Genomic DNA, 13,648 nt, shown 5'->3' with positions numbered 1-13,648 from the left:
TACCGCGTGGTACTAGGACGTCCGAGCTTTCCCTCCTGCGGCGGCCCCGCGTCCGATTATCGCGCGCGGGTTCCCGGAGTGGGGACACGGGTGGGTCGGTCCTGGATTAGATGGTGACACCCAACCGACGGGTAGCCCAGCGGCCGGGCGTCTGGAGCCCGGCCGCTGGGGCCGGGTCAGCTCGCTACTCGGGCGGCGAGCGCGTCGCCGATCGCCTCGGTGGTGCGGGTGACGGGGGCGCCACCCGTGGCGCGGGGGGACTCGGCGAGGTCGGCCGAGACGGCCCGCTCCACCCGCTCGGCCTCCGCCTCGAAGCCGAGGTGGCGCAGGAGCAGCGCGACCGAGAGCACGGTGGCGGTGGGGTCGGCGGCGCCGGTTCCGGCGATGTCCGGCGCGGAGCCGTGTACCGGCTCGAACATCGAGGGGTAGTCGCCGGAGGGGTTGATGTTCCCCGAGGCGGCCAGCCCGATACCGCCGGTGATCGCGGCGGCGAGATCGGTGAGGATGTCACCGAAGAGGTTGTCGGTGACCAGCACGTCGAACCGGCCGGGGTCGGTGACGAAGAAGATCGTCGCCGCGTCGACGTGCAGGTAGTCGGTGGTGACGCCCGGGTACTCCCGCCCGACCCGGTCGAAGGTGTTCTTCCACAGGTGCCCGGCGTGCACCAGCACGTTGTTCTTGTGCACCAGGGTGAGCTTCTTCCGCGGCCGGGCGGCGGCCCGCTCGTAGGCGTCCCGCACCACGCGTTCCACGCCGTACGCGGTGTTCACGCTGACCTCGTTGGCCACCTCGTGCGCGGTGCCGGTGCGGACGCTGCCGCCGTTGCCGACGTACGGGCCCTCGGTACCCTCGCGGACCACCACGAAGTCGATCTCCGGGCGGCCGGAGAGCGGGGAGTCGGTGTTCGGGAAGAGCTTCGAGGGGCGCAGGTTGACGTAGTGGTCGAAGGCGAAGCGCAGCCTCAGCAACAGTCCGCGCTCCAGCACGCCGGAGGGCACCTTCGGGTCGCCGATCGCGCCGAGCAGGATCGCGTCGTGTCGCGCGAGCAGCTCCAGGTCGGCGTCGGGAAGGGTTTCGCCGGTCGCGTGCCAGCGCCGGGCGCCGAGGTCGAACTCGGTCGTCTCCAGCCGGACGTCCGTGGGGAGGACGGAGTTCAGGACCTTGAGCCCCTGGGCCACGACCTCCTGGCCGATGCCGTCCCCGGGAATCACTGCGAGATTGATGCTGCGCGCCATGGCGGGGACCCTACTCCGCGTCCCAGGTGATGACACCCATAGTCCAGGATACGGACACTGGGCGCATCGTGAGCGGATCGCCGGGGCGGAGCGGGACCGGCGGCTCACCTTCCGTATACCGGAGTGACTTCCCTTCGTCGCCAACTCCTGCCAGATTCCCAGCACATGACACCCGGTGACCTACCCAACGTCGGCATCCCCGCGCACCTCGCCGAGCGGATGAGCATGCCCGAACAGCACGAGTACCTGCGCGCCCGGCTCTCCCGCCGTGGCGTGCTGCGCACCGGCGGAGCGGCCGGCGCGCTGGCCACCGGCGGCCTGCTGCTGGGCGCCGGGAGCGCGGGGGCCGAGCCCCGGCGGGCCGGCCCCGAACTCGTGCGCACCCGGCCCCGGGTCGACGGTTCGCTCGTCGCGCCGTTCGGACGGCACCTCGCCCTCGGTGCCGACCCACGGACCGAGATGCGCGTCTCCTGGCAGGTGCCGCTGCCGGTGCGCGGCCCCTACCTGCGGCTGGGGCGGGCCCCCTGGGACCTCGGCGAGCGGATCGAGGCGGAGGTCCGGGAGTTGCGCACCCCCTCCCTCGCCAAGGACCTGCCCGAGGTCGAGCAGTACTACCTGCACGTGGCGCTGGACGGGCTGCGGCCGGACACCACCTACTACTACGGCGTCGGCCACGAGGGCTTCGATCCCGCGACCGCCGAACGGGTCTCCACGCTGGGCTCGTTCACCACCGCCCCGAAGGGCTCCGGCGACCCCTTCGTCTTCACCGCCTTCGGTGACCAGGGCGTCAGCTACGACGCGCTCGCCAACGACCAGCTGATCCTCGGGCAGAACCCAGCCTTCCACCTGCACGCCGGGGACATCTGCTACGCCGACAGCACCGGAAAGGGCAACTCCTCCGACACCTACGACGCCCGGGTCTGGGACCAGTTCCTCGCCCAGACGGAGTCGGTCGCCGCCCGGGTCCCCTGGATGGTGACCACCGGCAACCACGACATGGAGGCCTGGTACTCACCGAACGGCTACGGCGGTCAGTCCGCGCGCTGGTCCCTGCCGGAGAACGGCCCGGACAGCCGGAAGGCGCCCGGGGTGTACTCCTTCGTGTACGGCAACGTCGGGGTGGTCGCGCTGGACGCCAACGACGTCTCGTACCAGATCCGCGCCAACAAGGGCCACACGGACGGGGCGCAGACCCGCTGGCTGGACCGCACCCTGCGGGAGCTGCGGGCGAGGGACGGGGTGGACTTCATCGTCGCCTTCTTCCACCACTGCGCCTACGCGACCGGGCTGCACGCCTCGGACGGCGGGGTGCGCGACGAGTGGGTGGGGCTGTTCGAGAAGCACGGGGTCGACCTGGTCGTCAACGGCCACAACCACGTCTACGAGCGCACCGACCCGGTCAAGGGCGGGAAGGGCACCCGGAAGCTGTCCTTCGGCGAGACCACCGACCCCACCCGCGACGGCATCGTGTACGTCACCGCGGGCGGGGCGGGCAAGGACCTCTACGGCTTCGCCGTACCGGACAGCTACGAGGGCGAGGTGAACGAGCGGGACAGCGTGCTCAGCCACTACTGGACCAAGAGCGGGCTGCCCGTACCGGACCGCGTCGGGTGGTCGCGGGTCCGCTACACCGGCTTCTCCTTCCTCGCCGTCCGCTCGGTGCCGGGCAAGCGCCCGGAACCGCCGAAGCTGGAGGTCACGGCGCTGGCCCAGACGGGGCGGCGGGTGGACCACTTCACCGTGCGCCGCCCGTCCTGAGGCCGCCGGTGAGCGGCGGCGCGGGGCTCAGTGCCCGGTCGCGCCGCCGTTGTCCCGGCGGTCGAGGGCGCGCTGGAGCGCGGCGGCGGCGTTTTTGCGGGCGGCGTCCTGACCGGCGCGGGGGGCGCGGCGGACACGTCGGCGGGAGGTCTCGGCCATGATGCGGCTCCTTCAGCACAGGAGGGCGCGACACCGGGTCGCGCACGAGGAGGGCTGAACTGGGTGTGGTGGGGGGGTACGCGTTGCCGGGAGGGGCGGGGCCACCGGTGCGGCGGGGATCACCCGCGGCTGGGCACCGGGCCGCACCGCCATTCGCTGATGGAGCGAGACGTTCGGCTACGTCCACGGTAAGAGGCCCGTCGCGCGCTGTCTCCCCCGTTACTTGGTCTTCCTAGTATCTGAGACGGCTTCTTCGTCACACCCCTGCGACCTGCGGGTTCAACCACTCCCCCGGGACTTCCACCCCGCGCCGCCCGCGCCCGTTCGCGGTCGGCGCTCGCGGGATCGCGCCCCCGCCCGGACACCGCCGCGCCGCGCCCCCGGGACGGGAGCGCGGCGCGGCGGGACGGCGACGGGGCGGAACCCGGTCAGTCCATGTGCGGGTACCGGTAGTCGGTCGGCGCCAGCTGGGTGTCCTTGATGGCGCGCGGCGAGGACCAGCGCAGCAGGTTGAACTTCGAGCCGGCCTTGTCGTTGGTGCCCGAGGCGCGGGCGCCACCGAAGGGCTGCTGGCCGACGATGGAGCCGGTCGGCTTGTCGTTGATGTAGAAGTTCCCGGCGGCGAACCGCAGTCGGCCGGCGACCTCGGAGGCCACCGCCCGGTCCCGGGCGATCACACAGCCGGTCAGCGCGTAGCCCGAGGCGGACTCCATCTGGTCGACCACGGCGTCGAAGTCCGCGTCCTCGTAGACGTGGACGGCGATCACCGGGCCGAAGAACTCCGTCTTGAAGAAGTCGCTCTCCGGGTCGGAGCAGGTCAGCACGGTCGGGCGGATGAAGTAGCCCACGCTGTCGTCGTAGCTGCCGCCCGCGATGATCTCGCAGGCCGGGTCGGCGTGCGCCCGGTCGATCGCCTCCTTGTTCTTCGCGAAGGAGCGCTCGTCGATCACCGCGGACATGAAGTGCGACAGGTCGGTCGGGTCGCCCATGCTCAGCCCGTCGACCTCGGCCGCGAGCCGCTCCCGCAGGCCGCCGTCCCACAGCGAGCGCGGGACGTAGGCGCGCGAGGCCGCCGAGCACTTCTGCCCCTGGTACTCGAAGGCGCCACGGGTGATCGCGGTCTTCAGCACCGCCGGGTCGGCGGTCGGGTGCGCGACGATGAAGTCCTTGCCGCCGGTCTCGCCGACCAGCCGCGGGTAGGACCGGTAGCCCGCGATGTTCTCGCCGACCGTACGCCACAGGTGCTGGAAGGTGGCGGTGGAGCCGGTGAAGTGCACCCCGGCCAGGTCCGGGTGCGGCAGCGCGACCTCGGAGACCTCCTTGCCGTCCCCGGTGACCAGGTTGATGACGCCCTTGGGCAGCCCGGCCTCCTCCAGCAGCTCCATCAGCAGCACCGCCGAGTGGGTCTGGGTGGGCGAGGGCTTCCAGACCACCACGTTGCCCATCAGGGCCGGGGCGGTGGGCAGGTTGCCCGCGATCGCGGTGAAGTTGAACGGCGTGATCGCGTAGACGAAGCCCTCCAGCGGACGGTGGTCCATCCGGTTCCAGACGCCCTTGGGCTGGATGGGCGGCTGCTCCTCCAGCAACTCCCGGGCGAAGTGGACGTTGAACCGCCAGAAGTCGATCAGCTCGCAGGGCGCGTCGATCTCGGCCTGCTGCACGGTCTTCGACTGCCCGAGCATGGTGGAGGCCGCGATGGTCTCGCGCCACGGGCCGGAGAGCAGCTCCGCCGCCTTGAGGATGATCGCGGCGCGGTCGTCGAAGGACATCGCGCGCCAGGCGGGGGCGGCGGCCAGCGCGGCGTCGATCGCCTCCTGGGCGTCCTGCCGGGTGGCGGTCGCGTAGGTGCCGATCACCGCCCGGTGGTTGTGCGGCTGCACCACGTCGTGCCGCTCGCCGCCGCCCATCCGCCGCTCGCCGCCGATAGTCATCGGCAGCTCACGCGGGTTCTCGGCCAGTTCCTTAAGCTTCCGCTCCAGCCGGGCGCGCTCGGGGCTGCCCGGCGCGTACGTGCGGACCGGCTCGTTGTAGGGGGCGGGTACCTGGGTTACAGCGTCCATGGCTGCCGTCTCTCCTTCGGTCGGGTGGGGAGGGCGATCAGGGGTCGGGGTCGGAGGCGGGGCGGGCCCCGCCGGTGCGGGTCAGCCCCGGGTGACCAGCGAGCGCAGGAAGAAGCCCACGTTGGCCGGGCGCTCGGCGAGGCGCCGCATGAAGTAGCCGTACCAGTCGGTGCCGTAGGGGACGTAGACCCGCATCCGGTGGCCCTCGGCCACCAGCCGCCGCTGTTCGGCGGTGCGGATCCCGTACAGCATCTGGTACTCGTACTCCCCGGGACCACGGCCGGAGGCGCGGGCGAGTTCCCGGGCGATGTCCACCAGCCGCGGATCATGTGAGCCGACCATGGGGTAGCCCTTACCCTCCATGAGCACCCGCAGACAGCGCACGTAGGCCAGGTCGACCTGGTGCTTGTCCTGGTGGGCCACCGTGGACGGCTCGTCGTAGGCGCCCTTGACCAGCCGCACGCGCGCCCCGGAGGCGGCCAGTTCCCGGCAGTCGTCCTCGGTCCGGTAGAGGTAGGACTGCACCACGGCGCCGGTGCCGGGGAACCGTTCGCGGAGCCTGCGGTGGATGGCCAGGGTCGAGTCGACTGTGGTGTGGTCCTCCATGTCGAGGGTGACCGTGGTTCCGGCCGCGTCGGCGGCCTCCACCACCGGGAGGACGAGCCGGTAGGCGAGGTCGTCCCCGTCGGGCAGGGCCTGTCCGAAGGCCGAGAGCTTGACGGACATCTCCGCCCGCTCCCCCAGGCCCAGCTCGCCCAGCGCCCGGGCCAGCGCGAGGTAGGCGTCCCGGCTGCGCGTCGCCTCGGCGGGGCTGGCGATGTCCTCGCCGAGGTGGTCCAGGGTGACCTCCATGCCCTGGGCCGTCAGCGCGCGCACCACCTCCAGGCAGGAGTCCAGGTGCTCGCCCGCGACGAAGCGGTCGACGACGGAGCGGGTGGGGGGCGCGGACGAGACCAGGCGCCGGACGGTGTCGCTCCGCGCGGCGGCGAGAAAGACGGGACCGAGCACGGGCACCTCCACGACGTTCCTGACCCGGTTCAGTCGACCCCGGGAGCCACCGCAGAACCTAGGGACCGCGCCGTCCCGGAACCATCGACAGCTGTCACGCATCCGTGGCTCGTATCTCAGACAGTTGTATGAGAATGGTGTGCCGGAGCGGTGGAAGCCCGCCCGCCGCGCCACCCGGCCCGGTCGGCGGCCAGCCCGCCGTGGGCCACGGGAGCGGACGAGAACCGGCGCGGACGGAGGCGATGTGCGCGAGGACTACCAGAGCCTGATCGACGAGGTGTGCGCGCTGCTCGCCAGCCCCGCGACGCTGGAGGGGCGGGACTTCGCGCTGATCGCCTTCGGCGCGCACGGCGGCGGGGACGGCCGGAGCGAACCGTCCGACCTCGCCCTGGACCCCGTCCGCACCCGCTCGATCCTCCAGCGCCGCTCCACCTCCGCGGTCCGCGCCTGGTTCGAGCGGTTCGGTATCACCCGGGCCACCGGGCCGGTGCGCATCCCGCCGGACCCGGCCGCGGGCGTGGTCCACGGCCGGATCTGCCTCCCCGCCCGCCACCGGGGCGTCGTCTACGGCTACGTCTGGCTGCTGGACGACGGCACGCTGGAGCTGACCGGCCCCCGGGTGACGGCCGCGATGGCGACCGCGGAGCGCATCGGGGCGCTGCTGGCCTCCGAGGCGCACGCCGGGGCACGCGTGAGTGAGCTGCTGCGGGTGGTTCTCCAGGGCGCACCCGGCGGCGGCCCGCACCCCGGGGCCCCGGACCGCCCCGGGCCGCCGGACCGCCCCGGCCACCCGGGGCGCGCCGGATTCGAGGAGGCGCTGCGCGAGTTGGGCGGCGCGCTCGGCGGGGCGGCGGAGGGCCCACTGGCGGTGGTCGCCGTGCTGCCCTGGGCCACCGGGCGGACCGGGCCGGGCACCGCGCCGCCCCCGGCCCCCTCCGGTATCCCGCGGCTGCTCGCGCAGTGTGGCCTGGAGGGCGGGGAGCCGGGCACGCCCCCGGGCGGCACCGCCCCGGAGAGCGGGGGCGCGGGCCGGAGAGACGGGGGTGCGGCGCGGGAGGGGGCCGTGCCGCGCGGGGCTCTGGCCGGGCTCGTCCGGCTCCGCTCCGCCGGGAGTACCGGCCCCGCCGAGGCCGTCGCGGAACGGCTGGTGGAGGCCGGGGAGGAGCGTCCCGCCGCCGTGGAGGTGGCGGGATCCGGCCGCGCGGAGCACCGGCCGGATCCGGGGGAAGGCCCTCCGGAGCGGGCGGCCGGGGTGAGCGCCCCGCGCACCGGGCTCCGGGAGGTGCCCGCGGCCTGGCGGGAGGCGAGCGCCGCGGCGCGGGCCGCCCTGGCCGAACCCCGGCTGGGACCGGTCGCGGACTGGACGTCCATCGGGCCCTACCGGCTGCTCACCGCCCTGCCCGGCGCCGCTCCCGACCCGGCGATCCGCGCGCTCCTCAGCCCCGCGCACCGGGAGATGGCCCGCACGGCCGAGGCGTTCCTGGACTGCGCGGGCCAGGCGGGCCGTACCGCCGCCGTGCTGGGCGTCCACCGGCAGACGCTGTACTACCGGCTCTCCCGTGTGGAGCGGCTCACCGGCCTCGACCTGGACGATGGGGAGCACCGGCTGCTCCTGCACATGGCGCTCAAGTCCGCCCGGCTGTGAACGGGGGCGGCGGTCCTCGCCGAACGGCACGGAACAGCCCCGCCCCGGCGCTGGTGGCCGGGGCGGGGTTCCGCGGGCCGCGGGGCGGCCGGGGGTCAGTCGGTCAGGTCGACGCCGCGGGCCTTGGTGGCGCCGATCTCCCCGGCGATCTCCTGGAGCACGGCGGGCTCGATGCTGTCGTCGACGGTGAGCGCGACCAGCGCGGCGCCGCCCTCCTCCGCGCGGGAGACCTGCATGCCCGCGATGTTGATCCCGGCCTCACCGAGGATCCGGCCGACCGTGCCGACGACGCCGGGGCGGTCGCTGTAGCGGAGGAAGGCCATGTGGTCGGCGAGGGCGAGGTCGACGTCGTGGTCGTTGATCGCGACGATCTTCTGGAGGTGCTTGGGCCCGGCCAGGGTGCCCGAGGCGGAGACCTTCTCACCGTTGGCCAGGGTGCCGCGCACCGTCACCACGTTGCGGTGCTCGGAGAACTCGCTGGAGGTGGTGAGCCGCACCTCCACCCCGCGCTCCTGGGCGAAGAGCGGCGCGTTGACGTAGGAGACGGTCTCGTCGACGACGTCCTCGAAGACGCCCTTCAGCGCGGAGAGTTCGAGGACCTTGACGTCGTGCTGGGTGAGGTCGCCGTACACCTCGACGTCCAGCCGGAGCGCGACCTCCCCGGCCAGCGCGGTGAAAACCCGGCCGAGCTTCTCCGCCAGCGGCAGCGCCGGGCGTACCTCCTCGGCGATGACCCCGCCCTGTACGTTGACCGCGTCCGGGACGAGTTCGCCCGCGAGCGCCAGCCGCACGGAGCGGGCGACCGCGAGGCCCGCCTTCTCCTGCGCCTCGCCGGTGGAGGCGCCGAGGTGCGGGGTGGCGACGACCTGGTCGAACTCGAAGAGCGGGGAGTCCGTGCAGGGCTCGCTGGCGTAGACGTCCAGCCCGGCCCCGGCGACCCGGCCCTCCTTCAGCGCGGAGGCCAGCGCCTCCTCGTCGACGATGCCGCCGCGCGCGGCGTTGACGACGCGGACGCCGGGCTTCACCTTGTGCAGCGCCTCGTCCCCGATCAGGCCCACGGTCTCGGGGGTCTTGGGGAGGTGCACGGTGATGAAGTCCGACACCTCCAGCAACTCGTCCAGCGAGAGCAGCTTGACGCCCATCTGCGCCGCGCGGGCGGGCTGCACGAAGGGGTCGTACGCGACGACCTGCATGCCGAAGCCGGACATCCGCTGGGCGACCAGCACCCCGATCCGGCCGAGCCCGACGACGCCGAGCACCTTCTCGTTCAGCTCGACACCGGTGTACTTGCTCCGCTTCCACTCGCCGTTCTTCAGCGCGGCGTTGGCCTGCGGGATGTTCCGGGCCGTCGCGACCAGCAGCCCGCAGGCGAGTTCGGCGGCGGTGACGATGTTGGAGGTGGGCGCGTTCACCACCATCACGCCCGCCTTGGTCGCCGCGGGGACGTCGACGTTGTCGAGCCCGACGCCGGCCCGCGCCACCACCTTCAGCCGGGACGCGGCGGCGATGGCCTCGGCGTCGACCTTGGTGGCCGAGCGGACGAGGATGGCGTCCACCTCGGCGATGGCGGAGAGAAGCTCGGCCCGGTCGGCGCCGTCACAGTGCCGGATCTCGAAGTCCGGTCCGAGGGCGTCGACGGTGGCGGGCGAGAGCTCTTCAGCGATCAGTACTACGGGCTTGCTCACGTGGTCTCCAGTCCTGGCGGATCCACCCCGCGGGCGGCGAGGTGCGGCAGCCGTGTCCCGACGGCCGTAGACGGTGGAGGGGGTCATCCCCGCGGGCGCAGGGCAGACGCACGACGTTGTGAGCCTGGGCGCGCTTTCTGTGCAGTGTATCTACGAAGCGGGTCGCGATCGGCCGCTTGTACAAAGCTCCCCAGGGGGGAGCCGGGGCAATCCCCGGGCGGGTATGCGGGCGGCACGGGCCCTCCCCGCCGCGCGAAACGGAACGCTTCGCTCCCCCGGCGGGAGCGGGCACGTGACCGCTCCGGGCCGGTGTCCGGGGTGGCGTCCCAGGGGGGCCGGGGCGGGCGCCGACCGCCCGGCCCCGCGCCCCGACTCCGGGCGACTCAGCGCTCGTCGACCCAGCTCATCAGCTTGCGAAGGTCGCGGCCGGTCGTCTCCAGCAGGTGCTCCTGGTCGGCCTTCTTGTACTCGTTGTACCGCGGCAGCCCGGAGGCGTACTCCTTCATCCAGTTCTGCGCGAAGGAGCCGTCCTGGATCTCGCCGAGGATCTTCCGCATCTCGGTCTTGGTCGCCTCGTTCACCACCCGGGGGCCGCTGACGTAGTCGCCCCACTCGGCGGTCTCGGAGATCGACCAGCGCATCTTCTCCAGCCCGCCCTCGTACATCAGGTCCACGATGAGCTTCAGCTCGTGCAGGCACTCGAAGTACGCGATCTCCGGCTGGTACCCGGCCTCGACCAGGGTCTCGAAGCCCGCCTTCACCAGCGCGGCGGTGCCACCACAGAGGACGGCCTGCTCACCGAAGAGGTCGGTCTCGGTCTCCTCGGTGAAGGTCGTCTTGATCACGCCCGCCCGGGTGCCCCCGATCGCCTTGGCGTAGGAGAGGGCCAGGGCGAAGGCGCCACCGCTGGCGTCCTGCTCGACGGCGGCGATGCAGGGCACCCCGCGCCCCTCCTCGTACTGGCGGCGGACCAGGTGGCCGGGGCCCTTCGGGGCGACCATGCACACGTCCACGCCCTCCGGCGGCTTGATGAAGCCGTACCGGACGTTGAGGCCGTGCCCGAAGAAGAGCGCGTCGCCCGGGCGCAGGTGCGGGGCGATGGACTCCTCGTACACCGCGGCCTGGATCGGGTCCGGCACCAACACCATGATCACGTCCGCCTCGGTGGCGGCCTCGGCGGGGGTCGTCACCCGCAGGCCCTGCTCCTCGGCCCTGGCGCGGGAGGACGAGCCCTCGTGCAGCCCCACCCGGACGTCGACTCCGGAGTCGCGGAGCGACAGCGCGTGGGCGTGGCCCTGGCTGCCGTAGCCGAGAACCGCCACCTTGCGGCCCTGGATGATGGACAGGTCGGCGTCGTCGTCGTAGAACAGCTCGGCCACGTCGGATATCTCCTTGCTTTACGTATGTGGTGCGGATGTACGGAACTCCGCCGCCCCAACCTATGCGGTCCGCCGGGTTCGGGACGGCGCGGTGCTACGGAGGGCTCACGCGGTCCGGTCGAGGGACCGCAGGCTCCGGTCGGTGATGGAGCGTGCTCCGCGTCCGATGGCGATCGTGCCGGACTGCACGAGTTCCTTGATGCCGTACGGTTCCAGCATCTTGAGCATGGCTTCGAGCTTGTCGCTGCTGCCTGTCGCCTCGATGGTGACGGCCTCGGGGGAGACGTCGACGGTCTTCGCCCGGAAGAGCGAGACGATCTCGACGATCTGCGAACGCGTCTGGTTGTCGGAGCGCACCTTCACCAGGACCAGCTCGCGCTGGACCGCGGCGGCGGGCTCCAACTCCACGATCTTGAGGACGTTGACCAGCTTGTTGAGCTGCTTGGTGACCTGCTCCAGCGGCAGGTCCTCGACGTTCACCACGATGGTGATGCGCGAGATGTCGGGGTGCTCGGTGACACCGACGGCGAGCGAGTCGATGTTGAACCCGCGACGGGAGAAGAGCGAGGCGATCCGCGCCAGGATGCCGGGGGTGTTCTCCACCAGAACGGAGAGCGTGTGCTTGGACATCGGGAGGGACTCCGTTCTCGTACTCAGTCGTCGCTGTCGCCGAAGTCGGGGCGCACGCCGCGCGCCGCCATGACCTCGTCGTTGGAGGTGCCCGCCGCGACCATGGGCCAGACCATGGCGTCCTCGTGCACGATGAAGTCCACCACGACCGGCCGGTCGTTGATCGCGTTGGCCTTCTCGATGACGGCGTCCAGCTCCTCCGGGTCCTCGCAGCGCAGCCCGACGCACCCCATGGCCTCGGCCAGCTTCACGAAGTCGGGACAGCGGGTGCCCCTGCCGTGCCCGGCGCCCGCGCCCTCGTGCAGCACGGTGTTGGAGTAGCGCTGGTTGTAGAACAGGGTCTGCCACTGGCGCACCATGCCCAGCGCCCCGTTGTTGATGATCGCGACCTTGATCGGGATGTTGTTCAGCGCGGCGGTGGCCAGCTCCTGGTTGGTCATCTGGAAGCAGCCGTCGCCGTCGACCGCCCAGACGGTGCTCTCCGGGCTGCCCGTCTTGGCGCCGAGGGCGGCCGGGACGGCGTAACCCATGGTGCCGAGCCCACCGGAGTTCAGCCAGGTCGCGGGCTTCTCGTAGCGGATGAAGTGCGCGGCCCACATCTGGTGCTGGCCGACCCCGGCGGCGAACACGGTGCCCTCGGGGGCGAGCTGACCGAGCCGCTCGATCACCTGCTGCGGGGCCAGCGAACCGTCCCGTGGCAGGTCGTAGCCCAGCGGGTACGCCTCGCGCCAGCGGTTCAGCAGCGCCCACCACTCCGGGTAGCCGGAGCCCGCCTCGGCGTTCCCCTCCAGCTCGCTCTGGACGGCCACGATCAGGTCCGCCAGGACCTCCCGCGCGTCGCCCACGATGGGCACGTCGGCGGCGCGGTTCTTGCCGATCTCGGCCGGGTCGATGTCGGCGTGCACCACCTTCGCGTGGGGCGCGAAGGAGTCCAGTCGGCCCGTCACCCGGTCGTCGAAGCGGGCACCGAGCGCCACGATCAGGTCGGCCTTCTGGAGCGCGGTCACCGCCGCGACGGTGCCGTGCATCCCGGGCATCCCCAGGTGCTGGGGGTGGCTGTCCGGGAACGCGCCGATCCCCATCAGGGTGGTGGTCACCGGGGCGCCGGTCAGCTCGGCGAGCACCTTCAGCTCGGCGGTGGCCCCGGACTTCAGCACCCCGCCGCCGACGTAGAGCACCGGGCGGCGGGCGTCCCGGACCAGCCGCGCGGCCTCCCGGATCTGCTTGCCGTGCGGCTTGGTCACCGGACGGTAGCCCGGCAGGTCGGCGGCCGGGGGCCAGCTGAAGACGGTGGTCCCCTGGAGCGCGTCCTTCGCGATGTCCACCAGCACCGGGCCGGGACGGCCGGTGGAGGCGACGTGGAACGCCTCGGCGATGGTGCGCGGGATCTCCGCCCCATCGGTGACCAGGAAGTTGTGCTTGGTGACGGGCATGGTGATGCCGCAGATGTCAGCTTCCTGGAAGGCGTCGGTACCGATCGCGGCGGACGCGACCTGCCCGGTGATCGCCACCATCGGGACGGAGTCCATGTGCGCGTCCGCGATCGGCGTGACGAGGTTGGTGGCACCGGGCCCCGAGGTGGCCATGCACACTCCGACCTTGCCGGTGGCCTGCGCGTAACCGGTGGCCGCGTGGCCCGCGCCCTGCTCGTGCCGCACCAGCACGTGGCGGACCCGGCCGGAGTCCATCATCGGGTCGTACGCCGGGAGGATCGCGCCTCCGGGAATGCCGAATACCGTGTCGACGCCGACTTCCTCAAGGGAGCGGATGAGGGACTGGGCGCCCGTCATACGCTCGCCTGCGCTGGCTGCTGCGGGCTGCTGCTGGGATCCGCCGCTGCGGGGCCGCGGCTGCGGTTTGGGGGCCCCGGTGGCCTGCTCGGTCATCGCTTGTCTCTTCTCGGAGAGTTCGGAGAGTGAGGAGGGGGTGACGTTCGTTCGGAGTGCTCTGGGCGCGTGCTGGCCGGCGCTGATGCAACAAAAAACCCCTCGTGCCACAAGGCAAGCGAGGGGAAGCGCGCCGCTGAGGGGTCGGGGCGAGAGATGCCCCGGTCAGCCGACGCGCCGTCCAAGTACGAGAATTCGGGTGC

The 13,648-nt window shown here is 72.4% G+C and carries 10 protein-coding genes; 2 read left to right on the top strand and 8 right to left on the bottom strand.

From position 1 onward, the window contains the following. Positions 1-176: 176 nt before the first annotated feature. Positions 177-1,235: a 3-isopropylmalate dehydrogenase gene (locus E0L36_RS12780; RefSeq protein WP_180929143.1), complete on the bottom strand. Its 1,059-nt coding sequence runs from the start codon at positions 1,233-1,235 to the stop codon at positions 177-179. A gap of 165 nt (positions 1,236-1,400) precedes the next feature. Between E0L36_RS12780 and E0L36_RS12775 the strand changes: the two genes are divergently transcribed. Next, on the top strand, positions 1,401-2,993 hold the full coding sequence (locus E0L36_RS12775) for a metallophosphoesterase family protein (protein WP_180929142.1): 1,593 nt from the start codon (positions 1,401-1,403) through the stop codon (positions 2,991-2,993). Positions 2,994-3,020: 27 nt separating this feature from the next. Here E0L36_RS12775 and E0L36_RS27640 read toward each other — a convergent pair whose 3' ends face one another. From E0L36_RS27640 to E0L36_RS12765, 3 genes are all read right to left on the bottom strand, one after another. Further along, a complete protein-coding gene (locus E0L36_RS27640; protein ID WP_258016154.1) occupies positions 3,021-3,152 on the bottom strand; it encodes a hypothetical protein in 132 nt (43 codons plus the stop codon). Positions 3,153-3,580: 428 nt separating this feature from the next. Continuing rightward, on the bottom strand, positions 3,581-5,212 hold the full coding sequence (gene pruA / locus E0L36_RS12770) for an L-glutamate gamma-semialdehyde dehydrogenase (protein ID WP_180929141.1): 1,632 nt from the start codon (positions 5,210-5,212) through the stop codon (positions 3,581-3,583). Between the two features lie 81 nt (positions 5,213-5,293). Next, positions 5,294-6,220 carry a proline dehydrogenase family protein gene (locus tag E0L36_RS12765; protein WP_180929140.1) on the bottom strand — a complete coding sequence of 309 codons (927 nt, stop codon included), beginning with the start codon at positions 6,218-6,220 and terminating at the stop codon, positions 5,294-5,296. A 244-nt stretch (positions 6,221-6,464) separates the two neighbouring features. Between E0L36_RS12765 and E0L36_RS12760 the strand changes: the two genes are divergently transcribed. Continuing rightward, a complete protein-coding gene (locus E0L36_RS12760) occupies positions 6,465-7,865 on the top strand; it encodes a CdaR family transcriptional regulator (protein WP_180929139.1) in 1,401 nt (466 codons plus the stop codon). Between the two features lie 95 nt (positions 7,866-7,960). Here the strand turns inward: E0L36_RS12760 and serA are convergent, their stop codons facing one another. The 4 genes from serA to E0L36_RS12740 form a co-directional block, all read right to left on the bottom strand. Beyond that, complete coding sequence (gene serA / locus E0L36_RS12755) at positions 7,961-9,550, bottom strand: phosphoglycerate dehydrogenase (protein WP_308416742.1); 1,590 nt, start codon at positions 9,548-9,550, stop codon at positions 7,961-7,963. 383 nt (positions 9,551-9,933) lie between these two features. Further along, a complete protein-coding gene (ilvC, locus tag E0L36_RS12750; RefSeq protein WP_180929137.1) occupies positions 9,934-10,929 on the bottom strand; it encodes a ketol-acid reductoisomerase in 996 nt (331 codons plus the stop codon). Between the two features lie 105 nt (positions 10,930-11,034). Beyond that, positions 11,035-11,559 (bottom strand): acetolactate synthase small subunit, encoded by a 525-nt coding sequence (ilvN, locus tag E0L36_RS12745; protein WP_180929136.1) that lies wholly within the window; start codon positions 11,557-11,559, stop codon positions 11,035-11,037. Positions 11,560-11,582: 23 nt separating this feature from the next. Continuing rightward, entirely contained in the window at positions 11,583-13,445 is a 1,863-nt protein-coding gene (locus tag E0L36_RS12740) for an acetolactate synthase large subunit (protein ID WP_180929135.1), read from the bottom strand. Positions 13,446-13,648 lie beyond the last annotated feature (203 nt).

The organism is Streptomyces sp. AJS327 (assembly GCF_013450295.1).
GTDB lineage: Bacteria > Actinomycetota > Actinomycetes > Streptomycetales > Streptomycetaceae > Streptomyces.
This window is presented reverse-complemented; position numbering and strand designations above follow the sequence as displayed.

Bases quoted from the DNA above. Each gene is read 5' to 3' on its own strand.
- E0L36_RS12780 (WP_180929143.1), bottom strand. From the start codon at position 1,235: ATGGCGCGCAGCATCAATCTCGCAGTGATTCCCGGGGACGGCATCGGC.
- E0L36_RS12775 (WP_180929142.1), top strand. From the start codon at position 1,401: ATGACACCCGGTGACCTACCCAACGTCGGCATCCCCGCGCACCTCGCC.
- E0L36_RS27640 (WP_258016154.1), bottom strand. From the start codon at position 3,152: ATGGCCGAGACCTCCCGCCGACGTGTCCGCCGCGCCCCCCGCGCCGGT.
- pruA (WP_180929141.1), bottom strand. From the start codon at position 5,212: ATGGACGCTGTAACCCAGGTACCCGCCCCCTACAACGAGCCGGTCCGC.
- ilvN (WP_180929136.1), bottom strand. From the start codon at position 11,559: ATGTCCAAGCACACGCTCTCCGTTCTGGTGGAGAACACCCCCGGCATC.
- E0L36_RS12740 (WP_180929135.1), bottom strand. From the start codon at position 13,445: ATGACCGAGCAGGCCACCGGGGCCCCCAAACCGCAGCCGCGGCCCCGC.